Here is a 26,208-nt window from a genome sequence, read left to right as displayed (position 1 = left end):
TACCACGGGCGGCGCCGGAAATCCCGAGGTTCCCGGCCCCGCGAAACCCGCGGCCTCGCGCCTTACCCGATCGCCGCCAGCCGCTCCAGCGCGGCGCGCAGCTTGCCCGCCTCGTCCTCGCGCGCGGCGAGGTTCTCGCGGGCCTCCTCCACGACCTCCTCGGGCGCGCTCGCCACGAAGTTCGGGTTGCCGAGCCGCCCCTTCAGGCCGCCGATCTCCTTGCCGAGCTTCTCCAGCGACTTTTCCAGCCGCGCCTTTTCCTCGGCCACGTCGATCAGCCCGGCGATGGGCAGGCCGAACACGCCCCCCTCCACCGCGACCGTGACCGCGCCCTTGGGCATCTCGGCCACGCGGCTGACCTCGGACAGCCGCGCCAGCCGCTCGATCATCGCCGCGTTGCGGTCGAAGGCGGCCTGGCCACGCGCGTCCAGCTCCACCTGCAGCAGCTGCACCTTGAGGCCCGCCGGCACATGCATCTGCGCCCGGACCGAGCGGATTTCCTCGATCAGCCCGATGACCCAGCCCATCTCGCGGTCGGCCTCGGGCTCGATCAGCTCGGCCCCGTAGGCCGGCCAGTCGGCGTGGACCAGCATGGTGTCGCGGGCCGCGATGGCGCCCCACAGCTCCTCGGTGATGAAGGGCATGGTGGGGTGCAGCAGGATCAGGCACTGGTCGATCACCCAGGCCATCGTCGCGCGGGTTTCCGCGATCACGGCGTCGTCGCCGGACGCGAACAGCGGCTTGGCGAATTCGAGATACCAGTCGCAGACCTTGCCCCAGACGAAGGCATAAAGCCCGTTCGCCGCGTCGTTGAAGCGGTAGGCCGACAGCGCCTCGTCATGGGCCATGCGCGCCCGCGCGGTCTCGCCCACGATCCACGTGTTCACCGTCTGGGTGACGGAGGCCGGGTCGAACCCCGCCACCGGCCTGCACTCGTTCATCTCGGCGAAACGGGCGGCGTTCCACAGCTTGGTGCCGAAGTTGCGGTAGCCCGCGATCCGGTCCTTGGACAGCTTGAGGTCGCGGCCCATGGCGGCCATGGAGGTCAGGGTGAACCGCAGCGCGTCGGCGCCGAACTCGTCGATCAGCTCCAGCGGGTCGAGCACGTTGCCGATGGACTTCGACATCTTGCGCCCCTTCTCGTCGCGGACGAGGGCGTGGACGTAGACATCGCGGAACGGCACGTCGCCGACGACGGCCAGCTGCATCATCATCATCCGGGCGACCCAGAAGAAGATGATGTCGAAGCCCGACACCAGCGTCGAGGTCGGGAAGTAGCGTTGCAGCTCCGGCGTCTGCTCGGGCCAGCCCAGCGTCCCGATCGGCCAGAGGCCCGAGGAGAACCAGGTGTCGAGCACGTCGGGGTCGCGCCACACGGGATAGACCAGCCGCGTCAGGTCGCCCGTCGCGGCGTACTGCGCGAGGCTTTCGGCGAACATATGCGCGGCCTCGGCCCGGTCGGCCACCTCGACCACGCGGGCGTGGTTCAGCGGCACCGGCAGCCCGGCCAGCACGTCGGCGAACTGCTCCTTCACCGCGTCGAAGCCCGCGGCGGAATGATGCCGCTCGTCGCCCTTCAGCAGCGTCTGCGCCGACAGGATCCGGGCAAGCTCCACCGCGTCCAGTTCCCCGTCGCCCTCGTCGTCGCGGAAGCCGTGCGCGCCCAGGTCGAAGCCGTACCAGACCGGGATCTGGTGGCCCCACCACAGCTGGCGCGAGATGGTCCAGGGCTCGATGTTCTCGAGCCAGTGGAAATACACCTTGCGGTGCTGCTCGGGCATGATCTGGGTGCGCCCGTCACGGACGGCGTCGAGCGCGGGGCTGACGATCTTGGCGGTGTCGACGAACCACTGGTCGGTCAGCATCGGCTCGATCACCACCTTGGACCGGTCGCCGTAGGGCTGGGTGATGGTCTTGGCCTCGACCAGCGGCACCGGCGCGTCGGCGCCCTCGGCCCCCGGCTTCACCGCATCCTTGCCCAGCCGCGGGTCGTCGGCCCGCGTCATCACGGCCAGCCCCTCGGCGGTGATCTCCTCCACCACCAGCTTGCGCGCCTCGTAACGGTCGAGGCCGCGCAGGTGGTCGGGCACGAGGTTCAGGGCATCGGCCTCGGTCTCGGTCAGGGTGCGCTGGCCCTGCGCCACCTCCTGCGCGATGGCGGCGGCCTCGGCGTAGGGCAGCCCGTCGGCGCGCAGGTGGGCCTTGGTGTCCATCAGCCGGTAGCAGGGGATGCCGCCGCGCTTGGCCACGCCGTAGTCGTTGAAGTCATGCGCGCCGGTGATCTTGACCGCGCCCGAGCCGAAGGTGGGGTCGGGGTATTCGTCGGTGATGATCGGGATCAGGCGGCGGTGTTCCTTGGGCCCCACCGGGATCTCGCAGAGCATCCCGACGATGGGCGCGTAGCGCTCGTCCGAGGGGTGCACGGCCACGGCGCCGTCGCCCAGCATCGTCTCGGGGCGCGTCGTGGCGATGGAGATGTAATCCCGCGTCTCGCGGAGCGTCACGTTCCCGTCGGCGTCCTTCTCGACATATTCGTAGGTCGCGCCGCCGGCGAGCGGGTACTTGAAGTGCCACATGTGGCCCGCGGTGTCGACGTTCTCGACCTCGAGGTCCGAGATCGCCGTCTCGAAATGCGGATCCCAGTTCACCAGCCGCTTGCCGCGGTAGATGAACCCCTTCTCGTACATGTCCACGAAGACCTTGATGACGGCGTCGTGGAAATTCCCCTCCTCGCCCGCCGGGGCGCCCGGTGCGCCCGACATGGTGAAGGCCTCCCGGCTCCAGTCACACGACGCGCCCAGACGCTTGAGCTGCTGCCGGATCGTGCCGCCCGATTTCGCCTTCCACGCCCAGACATGGGACAGGAATTCCTCGCGCGTCATGTCGCGGCGGGATTTGCCCTGTTTGGCCAGCTCGCGCTCCACCACCATCTGGGTGGCGATGCCCGCGTGGTCGGTGCCCGGCTGCCACAGCGTGTCGAAGCCGCGCATCCGGTGCCAGCGGGTCAGCACGTCCTGCAGGGTGTTGTTGAAGGCATGGCCCACGTGCAGCACGCCGGTGACATTCGGCGGCGGGATCATGATGGAATAGGGCTCGGCCCCCGGTTTCGCGTTCGCACCGGCCTTGAAGCAGCCCCTGGCCTCCCAGTCCGCGTAGATGCGGGGTTCGGCCTCGGCGGCGTTGAAGCTCTTGTCCATCTGGTCCACGCCTCTCGGTTTGCGGTCGGGGTGTCAGTTACCGAATGGGGGGGCCAAGGGAAAGGGGGGCGCGGTTTCGGAGCGCTGAAAGACGCGGGAAAACTCGAGTTTTCACGCGCGGAATTCTCAAGAATTCCGCCGCTTCTTCAGCCAAGCACGTTGAGGACCTCCCGAGCCGCGCCATCCAGCGCCGCGTCGGACAGGTCGCCGGCATCGACCTTTGCCATCACGGGGCTCTCGTCCTCGCGCCGCAGCCGCCCGTAGGCCGGGTCGTAATGCGCCTCGATCAGACCCTGCGCCAGCGCCTCGGCCTGCCCTGCCGCCAGCATCTCCAGCCAGCCGTCCACCGTGGCGTTCCCCGCCAGCGCGCGCAGCCCGTTCAGCCGCCGCGCCAGCCCCTCGGCATCGGCCACCAGCTCGGCATAGACCCCGGCGAGGTAGCGCGCCCGTGCGTCCACCGGGGCCTCCAGCACGATCCGCGGCGCGTCCCGCATCGCCACCCACAGCGCGGGCGGCAGGCGCAGCGCGCCGATGCGGGCCGATTCCGCCTCGACCAGCAGGGGGCGGCCAGGGTCCAGCCCCTCCAGCGCCGCGACCAGCGCGCTCTCGAAGCCCTTCTGCGCCGGCTGTTCCCCCTCGATGTCGCCCAGGATCGACCCGCGGTGCCGCGCCAGCCCCTCGAGGTCCACCATCTGCCCGCCCATCGCGCCGACGCGCTTCAGAACCTCGGTCTTGGCGGTGCCGGTGAAGCCATCCAGCCGCACGACCCGCAGGGGCAGCGCGCCTTCGTAGAGCCGCGTCACCACGTGCCGCCGCCATTCCCGGTAGCCGCCCTCCAGCACCGCGACGCGCCAGCCGATCTGGCTCAGGATCGAGGCAAAGGAATTCGACCGTTGCCCGCCGCGCCAGCAGTAGACCAGCGGCCGCCAGCCGCCGTCGAGGTCCATCAGCCGCTCCTCGATGTGCCGCGCCGCGTTGCGCGCGACCAGCGCCGCGCCGATCTTGCGGGCGAGGAACGGGCTTTGCTGCACGTAGATCGTGCCGACCTCGGCGCGCTCGGCGTCGGACAGCACCGGCATCGACACCGCGCCGGGCAGCCGGTCCTCGGCGTATTCCGAGGGGCTGCGCACGTCGATGATCGCGTCGAAGCCGGCCGCGCGGAGCGCCGTCAGGTCGGTGAAACGGAAACTGGAGAGGCTCAGAGCGGATCCCCGTTCATGGCGCGGAACCGCTGGATCAGGCTGGAGGTATCCCAGCGCCCGCCGCCCAGCTGCTGCACGTCGGCATAGAACTGGTCGACGATGGCGGTGACGGGCAGCGAGACGCCGATCTCCTTGGCCTGCCCCAGCGCGATGCCGAGGTCCTTGCGCATCCAGTCGACCGCGAAGCCATGGGTGAAGTGGTTGTCCACCATCGTGCCCGCCCGGTTCTTGAGCTGCCACGACCCGCCCGCGCCCTGGCTGACCAGGTCGGCCACCTTCTTGGGGTCAAGCCCCGCCTTCATCGCGAAGAACAGCCCCTCGGACATCGCCTGCACCAGCCCGGCGATGCAGATCTGGTTGACCATCTTGGTCAGCTGCCCCGCGCCCACGTCACCGAAATGCACGGTCGCCTTGGAATAGGCCGCGATCACCGGCTCGGCCGCCGCGAACTGCCCCGCGTCGCCGCCGCACATGATGGCGAGCTGCCCGTTCTCGGCCCCCGCCTGCCCGCCCGACACCGGCGCATCGACCCAGCCGATGCTTTTGTCCGCCGCCGCGGCCGCCAGCTCGCGCGTGACCGTCGCGGACACCGTGGTGTGGTCGACCACGATGGCGCCCGCCTTCATCCCCGCCAGCGCCCCGTCCAGCCCGGTGTAGACCGAGCGCAGGTCGTCGTCGTTGCCGACGCAGGACATCACGAAATCGCAGCCCTCGGCCGCCTCCCGCGGCGTCGCGGCCCAGGCGCCGCCGTGCTGCGCCACCCAGGCCCCGGCCTTGGCCGCGGTGCGGTTGTAGACCGTCACCTCATGGCCCGCGCGCAGCAGGTGCGCCGCCATCGGGTAGCCCATCACCCCGAGCCCCAGGAATGCCAGTTTCGCCATCGTCCGCCCCTTTCGTCGCGTGTCCCGAACCGCGCGAGACCCTAGCAGCCGCGGCCCCGGTGTCCAGAGCACCGGCCCCCCTATCGACGGGTCGTTGCATCTGCACTAACCTGCCGCCCGAGCAGAGGGAGGAGACCATGGCCAAGGCCTTCGCATCGGCGGGCGACCTGACCGAAAAGACCATCAGCTTCACCGAGATCGGCGAGGGACTCTATGCCTTCACCGCCGAGGGCGACCCGAATTCGGGCGTCATCATCGGCGACGACAGCGTGATGATCGTCGAGGCGCAGGCCACCCCGCGCCTTGCCCGCAAGGTGATCGACTGCGTGCGGTCGGTGACGGACAAGCCGATTTCCCACCTCGTCCTGACGCATTACCACGCCGTCCGCGTGCTGGGCGCCTCGGCCTATGGCGCGGGGCAGGTCATCATGTCGGACGTGGCGCGGTCGATGGTCGTGGAACGCGGGCAGGAGGACTGGGACAGCGAATTCGCCCGGTTTCCGCGGCTGTTCCAGGGGCACGAGGAAATCCCCGGCCTGACCTGGCCGACCACGACCTTTTCCGACTCGATGACGGTCTATCTGGGCAACCGCCGCGTCGACATCTTCACGCCGGGGCGTGCCCACACGGCGGGCGACGCCGCGATCTGGGTGCCGGATGCCGAGGTGATGTTCACGGGCGACATCGTGGAATACCACTCGGCCTGCTACTGCGGCGACGGGCATTTCGCCGACTGGGGCGATACGCTGGACGTCATCGCTGGGTTCCGTCCCCGCGCCATCGCACCCGGCCGCGGCGACGCGCTGGTGGGCGAGACGGTGGGCAAGGCCATCGCCAGCACGCGGGATTTCGTGGCCTCGACCTACGAACCCGTGGCCCGCGTGGCCGCCAGGGGCGGTTCGCTGAAGGAGGCGATGGCCGCCGCCCGCGCCGTCTGCGACCCCAAGTTCGGCGATTTCGCGATCTACGAGCACTGCCTGCCCTTCAACATCGCCCGCGCCTACGACGAGGCGCGGGGCCTCGACCATCCCCGCATCTGGACCGCCCAGCGCGACGCCGAGATGTGGGCGGCGCTGCAGGGATGAGCGGGCGCACGCTCTTTTCCCGCATGGCCCGCAACAACGCCTGGGCCAACGCGACGCTTCTGGGTGCCGTCTGCCAGCTGCCGCAGGCGGCATTCGACGCGCCGCGCACCGGCTTCTTCCCGTCGCTGCGGCTGACGCTCGGGCATGTCTGGCTGGTGGACCTGTTCTACCTCGACGCGCTGGAGCGCGGCGGGCGGGGGCGCGCGATCTTCTCGGAAGAAACCGAGCCGGAAACCGCCCATGCCCTCCGCGACCTGCAGGCCGCGGCCGACGCCCGCCTCGTCGCCTACTGCGACCGGGGCGTCCCGCCCGACGCCACCGTCTCCGTCGACTGGCGCGGCGGCCCCGCGACCGAGACGGTGGAGGACGTGCTCCTGCACCTGTTCCAGCACCAGGTCCACCATCGCGGCCAGGCCCACGCCATGCTGTCGGGCACCGCCGTGCCGCCCCCGCCGCTCGACGAGTTCTTTCCCGCCTTCGGACGCGCCCCCACCGCCGAGGAGTACCTGCGATGACCTACCAGGACCGCTACCCCCTCGCCTTCCGCCTCTATCCCTACGCCCGCTCCGCCGACCAGGACGCGGGCCAGCCCGCGCATCACCCCGTCGCCATCGTCGGCGGCGGGCCGATCGGGGTGGCGACGGGCCTCGACCTTGCGCTCCGCGGCGTGCCGGTGGTGGTGCTGGACGACCACGAGGGGGTCGGCCTCGGCTCCCGCGCGATCTGTTTCGCCAAGCGCACGCTGGAAATCGCCGACCGGCTGGGCTGCGGGCGGCAGGTGGTGGACAAGGGCGTGGTCTGGAACCGGGGCCGGGTGTTCCACGACCGGGACGAGGTGTTCAGTTTCGATCTTCTACCAGAAGACGGCCACCGCTACCCCGCCTTCGTGAACCTGCAGCAGCCCTGGTTCGAGCGGTTCCTGGTGGAAGCGGTGGACCGGGCGAAGGCGCAGGGCGCGCCCATCGAGATCCGGGGCCGGAACCGGCTGACGGGGCTGGAGGTGGGCGAAGACGGCGTCACCCTGCGGCTCGACACGCCGGACGGGCCCTACAGCCTGACGGCCGACTGGCTCATCGCCTGCGACGGGGCGCGGTCCCCGATCCGCGAGATGATGGGGCTGGGGTTCGAGGGGCGGGTGTTCGAGGACAATTTCCTCATCGCCGACGTCAAGATGAAGGCCGATTTCCCGACCGAGCGCTGGTTCTGGTTCGAACCCTGGTTCAAGTCGGGTGCCTCGGCGCTCCTGCACAAGCAGCCCGACGACATCTGGCGCATCGACTTCCAGCTGGGCTGGAACATCGACCGCAAGGCCGAACTCGACCCCGCGCGCATCCGCAAGCGCGTCGATCAGATGCTGGGGCCGGGGGTGGAGTACGAGCTGGACTGGACCTCGATCTACACCTTCCAGTGCCGACGGATGGAACGGTTCCGCCACGGCCGCGTGATCTTCGCGGGCGACGCGGCGCACCAGGTGTCGCCCTTCGGGGCGCGCGGGGCGAATTCCGGCATCCAGGACGCCGACAACCTCGGCTGGAAGCTCGCCGCGGTGCTCAAGGGGCAGGCGCCCGAGCGGCTGCTCGACAGCTACGATGCCGAGCGCATCCATGCCGCCGACGAGAACATCCGCAACTCGACCCGCTCGACCGATTTCATCACGCCCAAGACGCCGCAGTCCCGCGTGTTCCGCGACGCGGTGCTGCAGCTGGCCGCCCACGCGTCCTTTGCCCGCCCGATGGTGAACTCGGGCCGGCTGTCGGTGCCGGCGGTCTACGACGGCTCGGCCCTGAACACGCCCGACGCGCTGCCGGGCGGGCCCGCGCGGACGCGGCCAGGGGCGCCCTGCCCCGACGCCGCGCTGGCCGAGGGCGGCTACCTGCTCGACCAGCTGCAGGAGGACGGGTTCACCCTGCTGGTGCTGGGCGCGACGCCGCCGACCCGGCCCGAGGGGCTGCGGATGCTGCGCCTCGACGCGGGGGCCAGCCCGCACCTGCGCGACCGCTACCTCGGCACGGCGGAGCGAGCGCTCTACCTGATCCGGCCGGACCAGCACGTCGCCGCCCGCTGGGCCGCCTGCGACGCGGAGAAGCTAGCGCGCGCGCTGGACCGCGCGATGGGGAGGCTGTGATGGGAAAACTGACCCTCGACCCGAACCTCGCCGCGCCCGACGACGCCTATGCCGCGCTGATCGAGGCGCACGAGGGCCTGACGCGGGAGGAGAGCGAGGCGCTGAACGCCCGGCTGATCCTGATCCTGATGAACCAGGTGGGCGACCTGCATGTCATCCGCGAAGCACTGGCCGCGGCAAGGCGGTAGCCCGGGGCTTGGATCGGGGGGCGGCGGTGGGATCCGGGCTGAAGCCCGGTCTACGCCGGACGATGGCCTGGGCGGGCGCCTTGGGCCGGGGCGCGGCGGCGGTGTCCCGGGCTGAAGCCCGGTCTACGCGCGGCGATTCCGGTGGCGGCAACCCGTAGACCGGGCCTTGGCCCGGCATGACCGACGTCGTCCCGGGCCAAGGCCCGGGCTACGGTGCCTGGGCCGCGCCGTCAGGTCGTCACCCGCGCCCGCAGCCGCCGGATCTCGGCCAGCGCGCTCATGGCGGCCAGCGCCGAACTGCGCGGGTTTTCGGGCAGGGACGCGCCGGTGATCTGGAATCGGAACGATCCAAACGCGCCCTCCGCCTCGATCTCGTGGATGTTCCCCGCGGCCCCCGGGTCGGCCACCAGCCGCGCCTGCGTGTCGTCGAAGCCGAGGCCCGCCAGCGCCACCGCGGCGGCCACGTTGGCGTTCTTGGGATACCGCAGCGCCGCCTCGCGCGCGCTGCCCTCGAAATGCACCGCTGGCGCGGTCAGCGACGACAGGTCCAGCACGGCCTCGGCGGGCGACCCGGCCCAGCCCGAGGGCGGCTTGCGCCCGGTGTAGCACACCCGGTGCAGCCCGCCCGCCGCCCCGGCCCTGAGCGCGTCGAGCGCGCCGATGGCGCCGCTGGCGAGGTGCAGCCGCGCGCCCCCGGCCTCGGCCGCCTCGGCCAGCGCGCGGGCCAGCCCGTCGTCGGCCAGCGCGCCGAGTGACAGGGTGATCACGTCGATCCCGGCGGCCAGCGCGGCGGGGCCATGGGCAGCAAGGCCGGAATGGCCCGCGCAGTCCACCAGAAGCGTGATGCCGGGGGGCAGCGCGGCGACACTGCGCACGGCGTGCTGGCCTTCGGGCGCACCGCCCCGCACGATCACCGCCGCGGGGCCGATGCCATCGCGGGCCAATCCCGCGATCACCCAGCGCCCGATGCTGCCCGCCCCGATCACCGCCACCCGCATGTCTTGCCCCCCTCGTGCCTTGCCATTCCCGTCCCGTGCGACAGTATCAGGGCGGGTGAGCATTTGGACAGGGACCGAGGGGATGAACAAACCCGTGACGAAAGCCGTCGGCGCGCCGCTGCCGCGCCGGGAGGATCCGACGCTCCTGAAGGGCGCGGGGCGCTACACCGCCGACATCCGGCTGGACAACCCGCTGCACATCGCCTTCCTGCGCAGCCCCGTCGCGGCGGGGCGCATCCGGTCGATCGACGCCTCGGAGGCCCTGGCCGCGCCCGGCGTGGCAGCGGTGCTGACCGGCGCCGACCTGCCGCCGAACCCGCCGCCGGACCTGCTGCCGGTGCTGGAGATCGAGGCGACGCTGCCCTTTCCGATGCTGGCGCGCGACCGCGTGACCGCGGTGGGCGAGCCGGTGGCCGCCATCCTGGCCGACAGCCCGGCGCGGGCCGCCGACGCGGTGGACCTGGTGATGCTGGAGATCGACGAGGCCGAGCTGCCCGAGCCGCGCCGGATCGCGCGGAAACGCTGGCAGGCGGGCGACGCGGCGCGCGCCTTTGCCGCCGCCGCGCATGTGGTCGAGGTGGAGACGGTGCACCCCCGCGTCGCCCCGTCCCCGATGGAGCCGCGCGGCGTCGCCATTCGCTACGACGCCGAGACCGAGGGGGTGACGATCTTCCATTCCACCCAGACGCCGCACCGGACCAAGTCGGACGTGACGCGCATCCTGCAACTCGACCCCGACCGGGTGCGCGTGGTCGCGCCCGATGTGGGCGGCGGCTTCGGGATGAAGGGCTTCGCCTACCCCGAGGAGGTCTTTGCCGTCTGGGCCGCGCTGCACCTGAGGCGCGACGTGCGCTGGATCGCCACCCGGTCCGAGGAATTCCTGTCGGCAGCCCACGGCCGCGGCCTGACCTCGCGCGGGCGGCTGGCGCTGGACGCGGACGGCCGGTTCCTCGGGCTCGAGGCGCGGATCGAGGCGCCGCTCGGCAACTGGGCCACGGGCACCGCGCTGATGCCGGCCTACAACGCCGCGCGCATCCTGCCCTCGGGCTACGTGATCCCGGCGCTCGACATCGCCGCCGAGGCCCATGCCCACCCGCTGCCCTCGGTCGGCATCTACCGTGGCGCGGGGCGGCCCGAGGCCAACGTCATCATCGAGCGGCTGATCGAGGAGGCGGCGGCGGCGACGGGTCTCGACCCGGTGGAGATCCGCAAGCGCAACCTGCTGCCCGCCGAGGCGATGCCGCATGACACCGCGACGGGGAACCGGCTCGATTCCGGGGACTACGCCGCCGCGCTGGACGCGTTCTCGGCGGCGGCCGACCTCGACAGCCTGCGCGCCCGGCGCGATGCGATCCGGGCGGGCGGCGGGATCGCGGGGCTGGGGGTGGCGTTCTACGTCGACCCCTCGGCCCATGGCTGGGAATACGCGCGGGTGACGCTGAACGCGGACGGGACGGCCCATATCGCCACCGGCGCGACGCAGCAGGGGCATGGGCGGCTGACGGCCTTTTCCCAGATCGCGTCGGACGCGCTGGGCATCCCGATCGAGGCGATCTCGCTGGAAGCCGGCGACACCGGCAGCGTCAAGGAGGGCATCGGCGCGGTCGGCAGCCGGGCCACCGCCATCGGCGGCAGCGCGCTGATGGAGGCCTGCGCCAAGGCCAAGGCGCTGGTCGAGGGCGGCGCGCCCCTGCCGGTGACGGCCGAGAGCAAGTACGAGGTCGCCGGGCAGGCCTGGGCCTTCGGGGCCTATGCCGCGCTGGTGCAGATCGACCCCGAGACCGGGGTGGCGCGGCTCCTGCGCGCCCATGCCCATGACGACACCGGCGTGATGGTGAACCCGGTGCAGGTCGAGGGGCAGATCCGCGGCGGCTTTGCCCAGGCCGTGGGCGAGACCATGCTGGAGGCGATCGTGCTGGACGGCGACGGGCAGCTGCTGACGGGCAGCTTCATGGACTACGCCATGCCGCGGGCGGGCGACATCCCCTGGCTGACCCTGTCGCACAGCGAGACCCCCAGCCCGATGAACCCGCTGGGGGCCAAGGGCGTGGGCGAGGCCGCGACCACGGGGGCGCCGGCCGCGCTGATCAACGCGATCACCGACGCCTTCCGGCCCACCGGCAAGGCGCCGCCGCAGATGCCGTTCAGCCCGTCGCGGATCTGGGCGGCGCTGAACGGGTGACGTGACGCGACCGCTTCAGAAATCGAAGATGTCGTCGAGGAAGGATCCGCGGCGCTTCTTACGCTCGTAGCCGCGGTCGTCGTCCTGGCCGTAGCCGCCCGCGGGCGGGCGCGGCGGCGGCGGCGCGGCGGCGGGGGCCGAGCGCTCGATGATCTTGTCGAGCTCGCCCCGGTCGAGCCAGACGCCGCGGCAGGTGGGGCAGTAATCGATCTCGACCCCCTGGCGGTCGGCCATCACGAGGGTGGTTCCATCGACGGGGCATTGCATGAGCGGGCTCCTGTTGCGTTCCCTCGTCCCGAGATAGGCACCGCGCCGCCGGGCGCAAGCGCGATAGGCGAAAGCTAGTCGCCGGTTCGGGTCAACCGTTCGATCTGCTCGGCGATCTGCACCGCCCATTCGCCGATGATCGGGATGAATTCGATCTGGCTGAGCGACCAGACGATCACCGACAGGAGCAGGGTGGCCCCGATCACGGTGCCGAGGCCGGCGGCCATGCCCGCGGCAAAGCGGAACAGGAGCACCCGGGGCACCGACTGGTAGAGCAGGAACATCTTGTGGGCGCGCATCAGCGTCAGCTCCTGCCGGAGCGCGCGGACCTCCTCCTCCAGCGTGCCGTGGGGCCCGCTGTCGTCGGGGCGGCGGCCGCCCGGGTCAGCTGCCATAGGTCGCCGCGACGTCGTAGAGCACCGGCTCGAAGGAGCGGCACAGCGTGGCGATGCGGCGGTTGCGGACGCGCATCTCGTCCGAGCGCAGCATCGCCTGGAAATCCTCGCGCCGCCGCCACTGGGAATAGTTGGCGATGCGGGTCTGGGCGTCGTTCACGTGCAGGGCGGCCGAGACGAACCCGGGCTGTTTCGCGATGAACTCGGCATAGGCGGCCTGCAGTTCGTCCAGCAGGTCGGCGCACTGGCCGGGCGAGGTCTCGAAGGTGGTGATGACGGTCTGGACTGCCGCGGTGGCGGTGATGGCTGGCATTGGCTGTCCTCCTACGGACACAGCCTAGCAAGCCTGTCGCCGCTCTGCCAACCGTGACGCGCGCCAGCCCGCCGGATCACGGGTTCGCCGCGGTGTAGGTGGCGTGCAGCTGCGCGTAGGTCTGGTTGCCGTTGGTGTTGAAGGTCAGCCCGTTCGCCTGCGCGTAGGCCTCCAGCGCGCCCAGATCGTCGATCGCCAGCGGGTCGCCGCTCGACGCCTTGGCATAGAGGCCGTTGTAATACGCCTGCACGTTCGCCTGGGTGAGACCCCGGCTGGCGACCCATTCCTCGCGCTCCTGCTGGTCCGCGAAGGACGACAGCATCGGCAGCGTGCCCCAGACCGACTGCAGCGCGCTGGCCGCGGCCGCGCCGAAGAAGCCGACGTTGACATCCATGACCCCGAGCGCCGTCTGGGTCTCGCCGCCGAGGTCCTGCACCCCGCCCGACACCACGGCCGCCGTGGCCAGCCCGAGGCCGACCAGCGCCCCGGTCAGCACCACCCAGTCGACGGCGACGGCGCCGGAGTCGTCGGCGATGAAATTACGGATCTTCATGACGATACTCCTGCCTGCGCCGCGGCGCGTGGTGATGTGCATGGCGGCAGGCTCGCGGCAAAACGGGGCCGAAAAGGGGCGAAACCCGGCTCAGTGTTCGATAATTTTTCGGGAATTTCAGGCCAGCCAGGCCCGCATCGCCTGGTACACGACCGCCGTCGCCGCGTTGGCGAGGTTCAGCGACCGGATGTGCGGCGAGCGCATCGGCAGGCGGAAGGTGCGGTCCTCCAGCCCCGACAGGACCTCGGGCGGCAGGCCCCTGGTTTCCTTGCCGAACACCAGGTAGGCGTCGGCCGGGTAGGCGGGGTCGTAGACGGTGCCCCCTGCCCCGTCGTCCTCGAACAGGAACAGCTGGTCGCGCCGGGGCCGCCGCGCGGCGAGGAAGGCCGCCCAGTCGTCGTATTCCGACAGGCGCACGTGTTTCCAGTAGTCGAGCCCGGCGCGGCGCACGGATTTCTCCGACAGATCAAAGCCGTAGGGCCGGATCAGGATCAGCTCGAGGTCGAGCGCGACGCAGGTGCGCCCGATGGTGCCGGTGTTGCCGGGGATCTCGGGGGTGACGAGGACGACCTTCATGTCCGGGCGCACGGCCTCAGACATTCGGCTTGCCCTCGAGGCCCAGCACCCGGCGCATCCCCGTCCAGAAGGCGGGCAGGCGCGGCGGGCGGTCGAGCTCGGCCAGCACCTCGGCGCGCAGGCTGCCGGACAGCTCGGTCGCGGCGTAGCCCCGCGCCCAGTCGAGGATCGCCGCGCCGTCCTGCGGCCTGAGCCGCACCGCCGACCCGACGAGGCCGACAAGCGTGCCCGCCGGCGAATACCATTCGTCCTGGATCGCGCGGATGCGTTCCGGCATCAGCACGCCCACGCTGCGCACCAGGCCCTTTTCGGAAAAGCGCAGCAGCAGGCGGCCCATCTCCTCGCGGCTGTAGCCGATCAGCGGCGGGAAGGTGTCGAAGAAGATCGGGCCGCGCTCGTCGATGGCGAAGTTGCGGATCGAGGGGTGGTAGCCGATGCGCTCGGGGCGCTGCGCGACGCGGGCCCAGAAGGCGGCGATGCTGTCGGCGGCCTGCCCGAGGATGTCGAGGGCGCGCGACAGCTCGGCCGTCTCGACCTGCGGACGCATCAGAAGGCGCTCGTCCAGCGCCTTCTGCACGATCACCGGCTGCAGGAAGCCCGCGGTGTTCAGGATCAGGAAGCGCGTCTCGGGCAGGCGCACGCCGGCCCAGGTGAGCAGGTCGACATAGGCCGCGTGGCGGCGCGCGAGCTGTTCCAGCAGCTCGGGGTCGCGGCCGCCGCGGTAGGTCTTGATGACCCGGTCGGACAGCGGCCCCGCCGGCGGGCGGAACGGCGCGCAGAAATAGCCCAGCCGGCTGACCGGCTCGCCGCGCGCCCGGAGCGCCTCGCGCACCTGTCCGGAAAGCTCGCTCATCTGTGCTTGCCCACGCTCCAGCCGGTGGCGCCCGCCAGCCGCTCCTCGCCCTTCGACAGCGGCAGGTCCTCGAGCGCCGAACCCATCGAATCGTTCCAGCGGTTGAGATAGCCGAACAGGGCCACCACGCCCATGATCTCGACCACTTGGCCCTCGTCCCAGTGGGCGCGCAGGCGCTGGCCGATCTCGGGGGTGACGGCGTTCGGCACCTGCGTCGCGGCCTGCGCGAAGGCGAGCGCGGCCTTCTCGGCCTCGGTGAAATGGGGGCTGTCCTCGAAATCGAACACGTCGGCCAGTCGCGCCTCGGAGGCGCCGAAGCGTTCCGAGGCAAGGATCATGTGCGCCTGGCAGTAGAGGCAGCCCGAGGCGAAGCTTGAGACATACCCGATCAGGCGCTTGAAGGCGGGCGTCACGCCCGAGCCGTAGTCGGTCATCACCGCGACGTTCAGGTCGGTGAAGGCGCGCGCGATCGGCGCCCGGTGCGCCATGGTGCGCACCGAGTTGGGGACGACGCCGAGCGGCCCCTTGAAGAACTGCACATGGGCGCGCAGGCCGGCGTCCATCGCCTCCTCGTCGAGTGGCGGAACAAGGGCCATGACGTGGTTTCCCCCCGGAGTGGTCGTGGCAAGGCCCCACGCTGCCGTGGCGCCCGGTGTTCCGCAAGGCGGGTTAGGGGTTTGTTAACCATGGCGAGACGAGAATGCGGCCATGCGTTGCCGGGCCGCCACGTTCCTCCTTGCGCTGGCCACCGCCCTGGGGGCGGCGGGCGGCCCCGCCACGGCCGGGCCCTGGGCGCGGGAGGCCGGCGAGGTGTTCGTCGCGCTGTCGGCCACGGCCGACGGCGACGCGGCGGCCCTGATCGGGGGCGATGCGGCGCTGGAGCGCTATGTGGCGCTGTACGGCGAATACGGCCTCGGCCGGCGGCTGACCCTCGGCGGGCAGCTCGGCCGCGGCGAGACGGCGGAGGAGGCCGTGGTCTTTCTCCGCTACACGGTCACGGCGCCCGAGGCGTCGTGGCAGATCGCGCTCGATGGGGGCGTCGGGCTCAGGACCGAGGCGGCGACGGCAGACCGCCGTCTCCTCCGGTTCGGCGCCTCCATCGGGCGCGGTTTCGGCGGGCTCGACGCACCGCGCTGGTGGCTGCCGATCCGCCACGAGGGCGGCTGGGCGACGCTGGATGTGGCGGGCCTCTACGACGTCGACAGCGCCGACACGATCTGGCAGGCCGAGGCCACGCTGGGCGTGGCGGTGTCGGGCCGGCTGCGGCTGATGCTGCAGGCCAAGGCCGAGGAATGGCCGGGCGACGACCCGGTCTACACGGTGACGCCGGGCGCGGCCTGGTCGGTCAGCGACCGCACGACGCTGCAGGTCGGCGCGCGGATGGGCCTCGGCGACGCGCCGACGCTGGGCCTGTCGCTGGGCCTCTGGCAAAGCTTCTGAACCGCGGCTAGGCTCGGCCCCATGACCGAGCGCCGGACCGACCCGATCCGCCCCACCGACGAGGACGCCCGCGGGCTCGCCCGCGGCCTGATCGACGCGGCGCGCCACGCGGCGCTGGGGGTGATCGACCCCGAGACCGGGGCGCCCATGGTCACGCGCATCGCGTTGGTGCCGGGGCCGGACGGCGTGCCGCTGAGCCTGGTCTCGTCGCTGTCGGCGCACACCGCCGCGCTGGCGGCGAACCCGGCCTGTTCCCTGCTGGTGGGCGAGCCGGGGCCCAGGGGCGACCCGCTGACCCACCCGCGCCTGACCCTGCAGGCCCGCGCAGAACCGGCCGACAAGGCGGCGCTCAAGGCGCATGTGCTGGGCCTACAGCCCAAGGCGACGCTCTACTACGACTTCGGGGATTTCTCGCTGGTGCGGTTCGTGCCGGTGGCCGGGCACCTGAACGGCGGCTTCGGCAAGGCCTACCGCCTGTCGCCCGCGGACCTAGTGCCATGAGCGCTGTGGACCCCGACCTCGTCGGCGTCTGGATCGTGGCGGGCGAGCCGCGCACCTACGAGGTCGAGGCCGACGGCGGCTACCACGTCGCCGACCCCGAAAGCCCGGTGGCCTACGAGCAGGGCGGCGCGGTGATGATCTGGGAGGGCGAGGCGCACGACCGGCTGGCCGGCGCGGGCGCGACCCCCGAGGGCGACTGGCGCGGCCGGGACACCGGGGCGCTGTGGTCCTTCGCGGCGGACGGAACCTACACGGTGACGCTGGACGGCGCGACCGACACCGGCATCTGGGCCGCGGGTCAGGACGGCGCCACCCTATGGACGCGGGAGCGGGTGGCCACGCTGGCCACGAACGGCGCGCAGGTGACCTACACGCTCCGCGAGGGCGGCACGGCGACCTACGGCTACACCGTCGGCGGCGGGATATGGACGCTGCACGACCCGGTCAGCTGGGTGGAGCTGGCCCGCTTCGTCGACCCCGCGACGCTCTGAGACCTACCAGTGCAGGGTGCCCGCGGCGCCCTTGATCCGCCCCGCGAGGTTCGGCGTGACCCAGCCGCCGTAGAAGTCGCCCGGCTGCGGCACCACGCGGATGTCGCCCACATAGGCGGCGTCGACCGAGGTGGCGTAGAAGGCCAGGTGGTCGCGGATCGGCGCGAAGCGGGCCGTGGGGGCCGGGTAGGACCACGCCGCGTTGCGCGCCCGGCGGCCGTTCAGGACCAGATCGAAATAGGCCGCGCGGCCCTTCCACTCGCACCAGGTCTCGCGCGCGGAGGGCACCAGGGCGGCCTGCAGCACCGCCTCGGGCGGCAGGTAGTAGGTGGGCGCGTGGTGGGTTTCCAGCACCCGCCACGCCACGCCCGGATCGGTCTCGGCCACGGGCACGCCGGCGAACACCACGCGCAGCGGCTGCGCCACCCGCTCCAGCCGCGGCGGGCGGGGGTAATCCTGGACGTTCTCGACGGGCAAGAGGGTGGTCATCGGGCGGGGCTCCTTCCTTGCCGGCGCAGCTAGCCCGGGGGCGGGGGAAAGGAAAGGCGCGGGAGGGGCCGCGGTAGACATCCGCGGGAATGTTGGCATATTCTGCCAATGGCAGCGCGGAGGGTCGTGATGGTCACGCGAAATGTCGTCCTGACGGACGCCCAATCGGAATTCGTGGACAAGCTGGTCGCCTCGGGGCGGTACCAGAACGCCTCCGAGGCGCTACGTGCGGGCCTGCGCCTGCTGGAGCGGGACGAGGCGGACCTTGGCGACCTGCGCGCCCGGCTGACGGCGGGGTTGGACGAGGCACTTCGAGGCGATCTGGCGGAGGGAACGGGCCAAGACGCCATCCGTCGCGCGTTTCGGGCCGCCCGCAGCAGGGCCTGATCGGGCTTCACGGTGTCGAGACCCTGGCGCCTGACGCGGCAAGCCGAGGCCGCGCTGACCGACATCGCCCGCTGGACGATCGAGACATTCGGGCCGAACCAGGCGGCCGCCTACGAGGACGACCTGATCGCGGTCTGTGACCAGATCGCGGCGGGCACCGCCCTGACGCGGGCATGCCGGGACATCATCGACCCCGACCTGCCCGGGGCGCTGCGCCTTGCCCGGGCCGGCCAGCATGTCGTCGTGTTCATCGAGGACGCCGGGCAGGTGATCATCGTGGATTGCCTGCACAGCCGCTCGGACCTGCCGCGCCGTCTGGCCGGATTGGACCTGCGCGGGTGAAGCGCGCGCCGGGCCGCAGGGGCCCGGCGCGCAGGGACCGGAGCGGGGCTCCCCCCTCTCAGGGCCTTGGTACGGGGCCGGCCTTGCGGGATGGCCGGCCCCGCACCCTCAGATGTCGAACCGCGCCGTGATCTGGGCCGTGCCGCGCACGTCCTGCGACCACTTCATCTGCAGCGTGCGGCCCCCCGCGCCCTGCCCCGGCTCGGCGTAGGGGCTGAGGTAGACGATCACGTTCGACGCGCTGCGCAGCGGCCCCTCGGCCAGGAAGGACACCCCGCCGCGCACCGCCGATCCGAAGGGCGCGACGTCGGTCAGGTCGACGTTCCAGGTCGCGCTGGCGGTGCCCTGCACGTGGCGCACCGTCACCGGGTTCTCGGTGCGCTTGGTGATCCCGTGGTAGGTGTTGCCGGTGAACAGCAGGTCCGAGGTCCGGGCCAGGTCGAGGGGGGCGAAGGTGGTGTCGACCCCCTCCACCGCCTCGAGCACGGCGCCACCGGTCTTCTTGAACAGGTTGTCGCAGACGCTGAGCCCGTTGATGAAATGGCCCGTCCCGTAGGGCTTGATGAGGATGAAGTTCATCCAGGGCGCGCTGCCGGTGGCGAAGAAGATGTTGCCGTTCAGCGTGAGCCCGTGGAACGACAACCCGGTGGTGAAATCGGGCTCGGGGTCGCGCTCGTTGCCCCACTCGATGTAGCAGTTATCGATGTAGTTGCCCTCGATCGTGGTCTTGGCGTTGTTGTCGCACAGCACCAGCCCCGCCGTGCGCGGCCCGTCCGTCACCCCGTCGCCCTGAAAGAAATGGTTGCCCGACAGGATGTTGCCGGTGCCCGCGATGACGCCGAAATGGCGGAACTTCACCGCGCGGTTGTCGCGCACCTTGATGTCGGAGCAGTTGGAGTTGAAGGCGATGGTGGTGCGCAGCGGCGCGTCGGTCGTCTGTTCGTTCGACAGGAACTGGCAGCGGTCGATCTGCATCCCCTGGCAGCCCTCGCCGGCCGAGGTGATGGCGCGGTCCTTGGGCCCGGTGAAGAAGCAGTCATGGATCTGGAACACCAGCCCGTCGATGGGCAGGTTCAGGCCCGAGCACTGACCGGCGCACAGGAACTCGATGTCCGAGATCACGAAGCGCTGCAGGTTCAGCCAGCCGAGGAAGTCGAGCATGTAGCGGAACCGGCGGAAGGTGTAGGTCTGGGTCACCGGCGCCCGGCTGAGCGACCCCGACAGCGTCACCCGGCCGCCCGCCACGTCCTTGGCGATGACGTAGATCTCGCGCCCCACGCCCTGCGGCGCCGTCACCAGCGCGCCGAGCGGGATGTCGGCGACGTTGGACAGCCCGCTGATCCGGCGCGGGTCCGAGGACGACCAGGTGCCGCTGCGGCTGTGCACCTCGTCGTCCCAGGCCGGCGAGGGCGCCGCCGACAGCTGCCCGTTCCGCAGCATCCGGCGGTTGGCATAGGTGTTGCGGTTGCCGACCACGGCCTGCACGTCGATCGGCGCGTCCAGCACCACGCGGCGGCCGCAAAGGTCGAAGCCCTCGTAGTCGGACTGGTTGAACAGCTGCTGCAGCCCCTTCTTGAGGCCCAGCACGTCGTCGCCGAAGGCCTCGGCATAGCCCTTGAGGTCGAAGTTCTGGTTCAGCGCCAGCCGCGCGCCGTCGGGCATGGTCAGCTTGCCCTCGAAGCGGACGGGGTTGGTCAGGGTCAGGCTGGAGCCGATGAGATAGGTGCCGGCGGGCACCAGCACCTCGCGCCCGGCCGCGGCGGCATCGGCGGCGACGAAGGCGTCGCGGTCATCGGTGATGCCGTCGCCGCGGGCGCCGAAATCGGTCACGTCGACCCAGTCCATCAGCTTGCGCAGGAAGACCGAGGTCACGTCCTCGACGGTGATGCTCTCGATCCGCACCTGCCCGCCGTTGGGGCCGGTCAGGTCCAGCCCGACATGGCCGAACCCGGCCGCGGGCCCCCAGGGCATGTCGACCCCGCCGCGCGCGCCGGTGCCGATGATCGCCGAGACGGTGACGACCTCGCCATAGGCCGTCAGGCCCGTTTCGGGGCCGGCCTGGGGCACGCCGGTCAGGTTCTGGCCGGCGGCGGTGCCGGCCCACGCGGCGATGCGGACGGTGGGCAGGTTGCCCGACAGCACCTTCACCCGCGCCGAGACGCGCAGGTAGAGGCCGGGGATGATCGGCGTCTGGCCCATGTAGCGCAGGCGCGTGGTGGCCTCGGTCTTGAGGATCTCGAGGCAGGCGCCGAAATCGGCGTCGGCCGCCACCAGCGCGGCATTCGGCGCGGTGGCCCAGGTGTCGCTGCCCGGCCTGCCGTCCTGCCGCGACCACACGGTCAGCCCGTCGGAGAACGGCGGCGGCATCAGCGCCAGACCGTCGGTGATCACCTGGTTCATGTCGGGTACCCCTTTCCGCGCGGGCGAGCGCCCCGGCGCGCGTTGTCGAGGGCCGGACAGGGGCAACCGAGGCGCCCGCTGAACGGCCACCTCGGTTGTGGAACGATGTCTGACGCGCCCCGCCCTGGGTTCCGGGACACAGGCCCTCTTTACCCTGCGGAGGTTAACGGGCGGTAAACGGGCGCCGCGGGATCAGGCCGAGACGTCGGGCGCGGGCAGGATCTGCACGCCGTTGATGCGCCAGCCTCCTTCGGTCTCGATCATCTGGTAGCCGAGGTAATGGGCGTTGCCCGCCCCGTCGATCACCTGCACCCGCTGCACGATCAGGCCGTTGAAGGTCTGCAGGTCGATGAAATCCACCTCGGCGGGCGCCCAGACCATCGGGTAGCCCTGCTGCACCATGCGGCCGAAATTCTCGGGCGTGCGGAACAGGCCCTGGATGTTGGGGCTGGCGTACTGCCACGCGGTCTCGACGTCCTCGGCGAGAAAGGCGTCGAACTGGCCGGCGATGGTCGCTTCGATATCGGGATTGGGGGCCAGCACCTCCTGCGCCGCCACGGGGGCGGCTAGCGCGAGGAACAGCCCGGCGATGAGGGCGCGCAGCATGTGTGGGATCTCCCTGTCTGTCGGTCCTGTGGTCAGACACGTAGCGCAGGGGGCCGGGGTTTCACGCCCCGGGGCGGAGGGGACGCGGCGGGCACGACCCGCCGCGGTCCGTGATGCGTCAAACGGCGGTCGCGAGCTCCGCCCCGGCGTCCAGCCCCGCGGCGGCATCCAGCCGCGCGCGGATCGCCGCGGGCAGGTGCCGGGCGGCGGTGACGCGGGGCGCGGGCATCTCGGCGATCAGCCGGTCGGCGCCGTGCTGGGCGAGGTAGTCGGCGTAGTTGCCGAACTGCTTGCGGCCGGCGTAGTCGATGAAGCTCTCGCTCGGGGCGCCCTCGGCCAGCAGCACCTCGTGGCGGGCGGTCTCGACGTGGTAGACGCGGACCATGGGTTCCACCTCGTCGGCGCCGAGGTACCGGATGCTCGACCCGTTCACCATGGCCGCGGCGTTCACCAGCGTGCCGTCGATCATCATGGCGTGGTCGCCGGTGACGGTCAGGTCACGCTTGGGCAGCCCGTCACCCAGCGCGCCGGCGGCGATGCGCACCAGCGACCCCTTGGCGAAGGGGAAGCGGGTCGGCATGTCCTGCCAGCCGAGGAACGCGACCGGAACGGCACGGCCGTCGGCGGTGAGGACCATGTGGTCGCGGGTCAGATCCTCGACCGCGACCTCGCCCGCCGTGGTGGCGATCAGGGTGCCGGCGGCAAAGCAGAAGGTGAAGGGCGCGGTGTCGAGATCGGCCAGGTCGACAGTGTCGGGATAGGCGCTGGCCGAGTCCGCGGTCACCCAGGGCGGGGCCAAGAGGACGATATCGCCCGCCGTGGTCGGCCCCGGCACAAAGGGGAACTCGGCCGACAGCACGAGGAAGGGGTCGCCGTTGTGGGTGATCGTTCCGAGGTACAGGTTTCCGGCGCCGGTGACATCCTCGTTCAGCGAAAACTGGGTGTCCAATCCATCGCCCGAATGGGGGCCCAAAAGAGGGGACCCGTTGGGGACGAAGGGATCGAGGCTCTGGCTGTAGACGCCGTCGCCGGGCACCAGCCCACCCCCCGAGCCGTCATCGGCATACTGCTTGGCGGAATACCCCGTGAAGCTCATGTCAGTTGTCCTTCTCTTCCGTGCGCAGGCACAGAAGGCGGGAAAACGACAGACGGCTCAACCCGACGCTCGCAAGAAAATGTCCGAAAATCGAGTCTTTCCCGAGGATTGTGACCCTCAGGACACGATCGCGTCAGGACCCGGACAGGTCGCAAATCAACCTTTCAACAGCTCTCCGGCCAGCCCGCGGGCGATCAGCGCCCGGGTTTCGTCGATCCCGTAAAGCGCGATGAACCCGCCGAACCGCGGCCCCTGCGACGCGCCCAGCAGCACCTCGTAGAGCGCCGAGAACCAGTCGCGCAGCGGCTCGAAGCCGTGCAGCTTGCCGATGGCGAAGACCAGCGACTGCAGGGCCTCGTCGTCGTGCCAGTCGAGCGGGCCGGCCGGCGGCTCGGTGCCGTCGAGCGCGGCCTTGCGGGCCAGCACCTCGGCCGCGCGCGCGTCGTCGCCGAGGCAGGCCGACAGCTCCTCCATCGCCGCGCGCTCCTGCCCGGTGGGCAGGCGGAACACGCGGGTCGGCTTCACGAAGTCGTTGAAGTAGCGGATGGCAAAGCCCGCCGCCTGGTCGAGATCGGGGTTGCCCTGCGGCGAGGCCTCGGGCGTGTAGCGGCGGATGAAGCCCCAAAGCCGGTCCTTGTCCTCGGCGCCGGACACGCTGGCGAGGTTCAGGAGCATGGCGAAGGACACCACCATCGTGCTCGCGGGCACGTCGCCGCCGTGGATGTGGTAGACGGGGTTGGCCAGCTGCTGCTCGACCGTCTGGCCGGGATAGGCCTTGAGCTGCTGGTGGTATTCGTCCACCGCCTTGGGGATGACGTCGAAATAGAGCCGCTTGGCGGTCTTGGGCTTCAGGAACATGAAGTAGGACAGGCTTTCCGTCGAGGCGTAGGTCAGCCATTCGTCGATGGAAATGCCGTTTCCGCTCGACTTGGAGATCTTCTGCCCGTTCTCGTCGAGGAACAGCTCGTAAGTGAAATGCTCGGGCGCAGGCGCGCCCAGGATCTCGCAGATCGCGTCGTAGATCGGCGTGTTGGTACTGTGATCCTTGCCGTACATCTCGAAATCGACGCCCAGCGCCGCCCAGCGCGCGCCGAAATCGGGCTTCCACTGCAGCTTGCACTGGCCGCCCGTCACCGGGACGGTCCATTCGCGGCCGGTCTCGTCATCGAAGGTGACGGTGCCGTCCTTGGCGTCCACGTGCTTGATCGGCACGTAGAGCACGCGGCCGGTCTCGGGGTGGATCGGCAGGAAGATGGAGTAGGTCTGCTGGCGTTCCTCGCGGAGCGATTTCAGCATCACCTTCATCAGCGCGTCGTAACGTTCGGCCGCGCGCAGCAGGATCTCGTCGAAGGCGCCCGAGGCGTAGAACTCGGTCGCGGAATAGAACTCGTACTCGAAGCCGAAGGTGTCGAGGAACCGCCGCAGCATCGCGTTGTTGTGGTGGCCGAAGCTCTCGAATTCCCCGAACGGGTCGGGCACGCGCGTCAGCGGCTTTTGCAGGTGCTCGCGCAGCATGTCCTGGTTTGGAACGTTCCCGGGGATCTTCCGCATCCCGTCCATGTCGTCGGAAAAGCAGATCAGCCGCGTGGGGATGTCCGAGATGACCTCGAAGGCGCGCCGGATCATCGTGGTGCGCAGAACCTCGCCGAAGGTGCCGATGTGCGGCAGGCCCGAGGGGCCGTAGCCCGTCTCGAACAGGACGTAGCCCTTTTCCGGCGGCGCCTTTTCATAGCGTTTCAGCACCGCCCGCGCCTCTTCGAAGGGCCAGGCCTTGGAGGTCATCGCGGCATCGCGGAGGGTGGTCATCGCGCATCGGTCCCATCTGGTGGCGGGCCCCGTCGCCCGCGCGCCCCCGCCCTATTGTGCGGGCGCGGCGAGGTCAATAAATACCCTGTGGCAGAAGGAGACGCACCATGCCCGAGCTCAGCCCCGAAGACGCCCTCGTCGCGGTGATGGTCGCGGTATCCGTCTCGGACGAGGCGATCCGCACCGCCGAGCTGGTCAAGATCGAGCAGATCGTGAACCACCTGCCCGTCTTCGCCAGTTACGACGCCGACCGGATGCGCCAGGTCGCCAACATCGTCTTCGACCTGTTCGAGGAGGAGGACGGGCTGGACGCCCTGTTCGGCATGGTCACCGACGCGCTGCCCGAGCGGATCTACGAGACCGCCTATGCCATCGCCTGCGACGTGGCCGCAGCCGACGGCGCGCTGGCCCAGACCGAGCTGCGCTTTCTCGAGGAGCTGCGGCACGTCCTGAACATCGACCGGCTCCATGCCGCGGCGATCGAGCGGGGCGCGCGCGCCCGTCACGTGACCCTCTGACGACCGGCCGGGGCCGGCCCGGCAACGCCCCGGGCCGACGACCGACGGGCCGCGCAGGACTGCGGCCTCCGTTCTATGCGAGGGACACCGATGGCGCTATGCTGTCAGGATCCCGCCCGCACCGGGCCCGAGGAGGACTGACCGATGACCCCGATCCTCAAGGCCGCGGCCATGGCCGCCGTCGTTCTCGGCACCGGCGCGGCGACGGTCTCGGTCATGAACAGCGACATCGCCGACATGCCCGTCCCCAGCGCGAACTGGCAGGCGGGCCATGAGCTCGACGGCATGGACTTCGCCGTCACGGCGGTGATCAACGAGAACGGGGCCGAGGAAACCGACGTGCTGCGCTTTGCCGACGGGCGGTTCCACTCGGTCGATTGCGAGACCTACTGCAACTTCGGGTGGTCCGGCTACCAGACCTGGACCGAGGGCGAGGTGATCCACTTCACGGCCACCACGCGCTGTCCGACCGCGCCCCATACCGTCGTCTGGCTGGGCCAGGTCGTGGACGGGCGGATCGAGGTCGCGATGAGCTGGACCACGCGCCGCTGGTACTGGACCCAGCAGATCACCGGGACGGGCCACGGCACACTGTCCGCGGATGCCGCGCCGCCGACCTCCGGGTGACGCCGCAACCCCAGACCGACCGCGGCCCCGGGATCGCGGGCCTTGCGCTGCGCATCGGCCTGCTGGTCGGGCTGGCCGTCGCGGGAACCTGGGCCGCGCACTGGATCCGCGACGCGCTCGACCTGACGATCATGCCCTCCATCGAGATGCGGGTGCATCGCGGCATCATGCTCGGGATGGCCGCCTATGTCGTGCTTCTGGCCATGCCCTTCGTGCCGGGGGCCGAGATCGGCCTTGCGCTGCTGGCGGCCTTCGGCGCCGCGATCGCGCCCCTGGTCTATGCGGCGACGGTCGCCGCGATGATGCTCGCCTACGGCGCGGGGCGCCTGCTGCCCCCGGCCACGCTGGCCCGGCTCCTGTCAATCCTGCGGTTGCGCAAGGCGGCCGACCTCGTCGCCTGGGCCGCCCTGCTTCCCCCGGACGCGCGCCTGGCGCTCCTGCTCGACGGGGCGCCGCCGCGCACCGTCGGGCTGGCCTTGCGGCACCGCTACGTCGCGCTGGCGCTGGTCGTGAACGTGCCTGGCAATTCGGTGATCGGCGGCGGCGGCGGCATCATGATGCTGGCCGGCCTCAGCGGCATCTTCGCGCCGGTGCAGACGTTCCTCGCCATCGCGGTGGCCGTCAGCCCGGTGCCTCTCGCCATCGTGCTGATGGGCGCCTGAGGCGCCGGCGCGCCCGTTGCCCAGCGGC

The 26,208-nt window shown here is 71.0% G+C and carries 29 protein-coding genes; 13 read left to right on the top strand and 16 right to left on the bottom strand.

What is annotated here, in order from left to right; all coding sequences use genetic code 11:
* Window positions 1-62: 62 nt before the first annotated feature.
* From HCU73_RS01180 to HCU73_RS01170, 3 genes are all read right to left on the bottom strand, one after another.
* Complete coding sequence (locus HCU73_RS01180) at window positions 63-3,197, bottom strand: valine--tRNA ligase (RefSeq protein WP_168621576.1); 3,135 nt, start codon at window positions 3,195-3,197, stop codon at window positions 63-65.
* 146 nt (window positions 3,198-3,343) lie between these two features.
* Entirely contained in the window at window positions 3,344-4,369 is a 1,026-nt protein-coding gene (mnmH, locus tag HCU73_RS01175) for a tRNA 2-selenouridine(34) synthase MnmH (protein WP_168622329.1), read from the bottom strand.
* A 26-nt stretch (window positions 4,370-4,395) separates the two neighbouring features.
* Complete coding sequence (locus HCU73_RS01170; RefSeq protein WP_168621575.1) at window positions 4,396-5,280, bottom strand: NAD(P)-dependent oxidoreductase; 885 nt, start codon at window positions 5,278-5,280, stop codon at window positions 4,396-4,398.
* A 137-nt stretch (window positions 5,281-5,417) separates the two neighbouring features.
* Between HCU73_RS01170 and HCU73_RS01165 the strand changes: the two genes are divergently transcribed.
* The 4 genes from HCU73_RS01165 to HCU73_RS01150 are packed head-to-tail and all read left to right on the top strand — an operon-like array spanning window position 5,418 to window position 8,678.
* The gene (locus HCU73_RS01165) at window positions 5,418-6,365 is read left to right on the top strand and encodes an MBL fold metallo-hydrolase (RefSeq protein ID WP_168621574.1); all 948 of its coding nucleotides are present in this window, start codon (window positions 5,418-5,420) and stop codon (window positions 6,363-6,365) included.
* Window positions 6,362-6,880, top strand: a complete 519-nt coding sequence (locus tag HCU73_RS01160) for a DinB family protein (protein ID WP_168621573.1) — start codon at window positions 6,362-6,364, stop codon at window positions 6,878-6,880. Before HCU73_RS01165 ends, HCU73_RS01160 begins: the two co-directional genes overlap by 4 nt.
* Entirely contained in the window at window positions 6,877-8,490 is a 1,614-nt protein-coding gene (locus tag HCU73_RS01155; RefSeq protein ID WP_168621572.1) for an FAD-dependent oxidoreductase, read from the top strand. The genes HCU73_RS01160 and HCU73_RS01155 overlap by 4 nt, the downstream gene beginning before the upstream one ends.
* Window positions 8,490-8,678: a DUF2783 domain-containing protein gene (locus HCU73_RS01150; RefSeq protein WP_210730445.1), complete on the top strand. Its 189-nt coding sequence runs from the start codon at window positions 8,490-8,492 to the stop codon at window positions 8,676-8,678. The genes HCU73_RS01155 and HCU73_RS01150 overlap by 1 nt, the downstream gene beginning before the upstream one ends.
* Before the next feature lie 230 nt (window positions 8,679-8,908).
* Here the strand turns inward: HCU73_RS01150 and HCU73_RS01145 are convergent, their stop codons facing one another.
* Window positions 8,909-9,676 (bottom strand): aspartate dehydrogenase, encoded by a 768-nt coding sequence (locus HCU73_RS01145; RefSeq protein ID WP_168621570.1) that lies wholly within the window; start codon window positions 9,674-9,676, stop codon window positions 8,909-8,911.
* Between the two features lie 82 nt (window positions 9,677-9,758).
* On the opposite strand from HCU73_RS01145, the gene HCU73_RS01140 reads away from it, so the two are divergent.
* Entirely contained in the window at window positions 9,759-11,858 is a 2,100-nt protein-coding gene (locus tag HCU73_RS01140; protein WP_168621569.1) for a xanthine dehydrogenase family protein molybdopterin-binding subunit, read from the top strand.
* A 15-nt stretch (window positions 11,859-11,873) separates the two neighbouring features.
* Here the strand turns inward: HCU73_RS01140 and HCU73_RS01135 are convergent, their stop codons facing one another.
* The 7 genes from HCU73_RS01135 to HCU73_RS01105 all read right to left on the bottom strand — a co-directional run bounded on the left by HCU73_RS01135 (window position 11,874) and on the right by HCU73_RS01105 (window position 15,411).
* Window positions 11,874-12,125: a TFIIB-type zinc ribbon-containing protein gene (locus HCU73_RS01135; protein ID WP_168621568.1), complete on the bottom strand. Its 252-nt coding sequence runs from the start codon at window positions 12,123-12,125 to the stop codon at window positions 11,874-11,876.
* A gap of 74 nt (window positions 12,126-12,199) precedes the next feature.
* Window positions 12,200-12,520 carry a DUF5665 domain-containing protein gene (locus HCU73_RS01130; RefSeq protein WP_168621567.1) on the bottom strand — a complete coding sequence of 107 codons (321 nt, stop codon included), beginning with the start codon at window positions 12,518-12,520 and terminating at the stop codon, window positions 12,200-12,202.
* A complete protein-coding gene (locus HCU73_RS01125) occupies window positions 12,510-12,833 on the bottom strand; it encodes an antibiotic biosynthesis monooxygenase family protein (RefSeq protein WP_168621566.1) in 324 nt (107 codons plus the stop codon). The genes HCU73_RS01130 and HCU73_RS01125 overlap by 11 nt, the downstream gene beginning before the upstream one ends.
* A 76-nt stretch (window positions 12,834-12,909) precedes the next feature.
* Entirely contained in the window at window positions 12,910-13,386 is a 477-nt protein-coding gene (locus HCU73_RS01120; RefSeq protein ID WP_168621363.1) for a hypothetical protein, read from the bottom strand.
* Window positions 13,387-13,503: 117 nt separating this feature from the next.
* A complete protein-coding gene (locus tag HCU73_RS01115) occupies window positions 13,504-13,986 on the bottom strand; it encodes a tRNA (cytidine(34)-2'-O)-methyltransferase (protein WP_239025409.1) in 483 nt (160 codons plus the stop codon).
* A complete protein-coding gene (locus tag HCU73_RS01110; protein WP_168621565.1) occupies window positions 13,979-14,815 on the bottom strand; it encodes a DUF6206 family protein in 837 nt (278 codons plus the stop codon). Before HCU73_RS01110 ends, HCU73_RS01115 begins: the two co-directional genes overlap by 8 nt.
* Window positions 14,812-15,411 carry a carboxymuconolactone decarboxylase family protein gene (locus tag HCU73_RS01105; RefSeq protein WP_168621564.1) on the bottom strand — a complete coding sequence of 200 codons (600 nt, stop codon included), beginning with the start codon at window positions 15,409-15,411 and terminating at the stop codon, window positions 14,812-14,814. Before HCU73_RS01105 ends, HCU73_RS01110 begins: the two co-directional genes overlap by 4 nt.
* Window positions 15,412-15,523: 112 nt before the next feature.
* Here HCU73_RS01105 and HCU73_RS01100 point away from each other — a divergent pair, with 112 nt between their 5' ends.
* The 3 genes from HCU73_RS01100 to HCU73_RS01090 are packed head-to-tail and all read left to right on the top strand — an operon-like array spanning window position 15,524 to window position 17,247.
* Entirely contained in the window at window positions 15,524-16,255 is a 732-nt protein-coding gene (locus HCU73_RS01100) for a hypothetical protein (protein WP_168621563.1), read from the top strand.
* A gap of 21 nt (window positions 16,256-16,276) precedes the next feature.
* Window positions 16,277-16,756 carry a HugZ family pyridoxamine 5'-phosphate oxidase gene (locus HCU73_RS01095; protein ID WP_168621562.1) on the top strand — a complete coding sequence of 160 codons (480 nt, stop codon included), beginning with the start codon at window positions 16,277-16,279 and terminating at the stop codon, window positions 16,754-16,756.
* On the top strand, window positions 16,753-17,247 hold the full coding sequence (locus tag HCU73_RS01090; RefSeq protein WP_168621561.1) for a hypothetical protein: 495 nt from the start codon (window positions 16,753-16,755) through the stop codon (window positions 17,245-17,247). Before HCU73_RS01095 ends, HCU73_RS01090 begins: the two co-directional genes overlap by 4 nt.
* Window positions 17,248-17,250: 3 nt before the next feature.
* On the opposite strand, the gene HCU73_RS01085 is transcribed toward HCU73_RS01090, so the two are convergent.
* Window positions 17,251-17,736 (bottom strand): DUF427 domain-containing protein, encoded by a 486-nt coding sequence (locus HCU73_RS01085; protein WP_168621560.1) that lies wholly within the window; start codon window positions 17,734-17,736, stop codon window positions 17,251-17,253.
* Between the two features lie 129 nt (window positions 17,737-17,865).
* Between HCU73_RS01085 and HCU73_RS01080 the strand changes: the two genes are divergently transcribed.
* Window positions 17,866-18,123 carry a type II toxin-antitoxin system ParD family antitoxin gene (locus HCU73_RS01080; protein WP_168621559.1) on the top strand — a complete coding sequence of 86 codons (258 nt, stop codon included), beginning with the start codon at window positions 17,866-17,868 and terminating at the stop codon, window positions 18,121-18,123.
* A gap of 12 nt (window positions 18,124-18,135) precedes the next feature.
* On the top strand, window positions 18,136-18,465 hold the full coding sequence (locus HCU73_RS01075) for a type II toxin-antitoxin system RelE/ParE family toxin (RefSeq protein ID WP_168621558.1): 330 nt from the start codon (window positions 18,136-18,138) through the stop codon (window positions 18,463-18,465).
* A 108-nt stretch (window positions 18,466-18,573) separates the two neighbouring features.
* On the opposite strand, the gene HCU73_RS01070 is transcribed toward HCU73_RS01075, so the two are convergent.
* From HCU73_RS01070 to HCU73_RS01055, 4 genes are all read right to left on the bottom strand, one after another.
* Window positions 18,574-20,865, bottom strand: coding sequence for a glycosyl hydrolase family 28-related protein (locus HCU73_RS01070; RefSeq protein WP_168621557.1), 2,292 nt, complete (start codon window positions 20,863-20,865; stop codon window positions 18,574-18,576).
* Between the two features lie 192 nt (window positions 20,866-21,057).
* Entirely contained in the window at window positions 21,058-21,471 is a 414-nt protein-coding gene (locus HCU73_RS01065) for a DUF4864 domain-containing protein (RefSeq protein ID WP_168621556.1), read from the bottom strand.
* Window positions 21,472-21,589: 118 nt separating this feature from the next.
* A complete protein-coding gene (locus HCU73_RS01060; protein WP_168621555.1) occupies window positions 21,590-22,567 on the bottom strand; it encodes a Hint domain-containing protein in 978 nt (325 codons plus the stop codon).
* Window positions 22,568-22,723: 156 nt separating this feature from the next.
* Window positions 22,724-24,373 carry a lysine--tRNA ligase gene (locus HCU73_RS01055; protein WP_168621554.1) on the bottom strand — a complete coding sequence of 550 codons (1,650 nt, stop codon included), beginning with the start codon at window positions 24,371-24,373 and terminating at the stop codon, window positions 22,724-22,726.
* 107 nt (window positions 24,374-24,480) lie between these two features.
* Here HCU73_RS01055 and HCU73_RS01050 point away from each other — a divergent pair, with 107 nt between their 5' ends.
* The 3 genes from HCU73_RS01050 (at window position 24,481) to HCU73_RS01040 (ending at window position 26,180) form a co-directional block, all read left to right on the top strand.
* Entirely contained in the window at window positions 24,481-24,891 is a 411-nt protein-coding gene (locus HCU73_RS01050; RefSeq protein ID WP_168621553.1) for a tellurite resistance TerB family protein, read from the top strand.
* Window positions 24,892-25,035: 144 nt separating this feature from the next.
* Window positions 25,036-25,518 (top strand): hypothetical protein, encoded by a 483-nt coding sequence (locus HCU73_RS01045; RefSeq protein ID WP_168621552.1) that lies wholly within the window; start codon window positions 25,036-25,038, stop codon window positions 25,516-25,518.
* Window positions 25,515-26,180 (top strand): hypothetical protein, encoded by a 666-nt coding sequence (locus HCU73_RS01040; RefSeq protein ID WP_168621551.1) that lies wholly within the window; start codon window positions 25,515-25,517, stop codon window positions 26,178-26,180. The genes HCU73_RS01045 and HCU73_RS01040 overlap by 4 nt, the downstream gene beginning before the upstream one ends.
* The last annotated feature ends 28 nt before the right edge of the window (window positions 26,181-26,208 follow it).

Source organism: Roseicyclus persicicus (assembly GCF_012395815.1).
Classification (GTDB): domain Bacteria; phylum Pseudomonadota; class Alphaproteobacteria; order Rhodobacterales; family Rhodobacteraceae; genus Roseicyclus; species Roseicyclus persicicus.
This window is presented reverse-complemented; position numbering and strand designations above follow the sequence as displayed.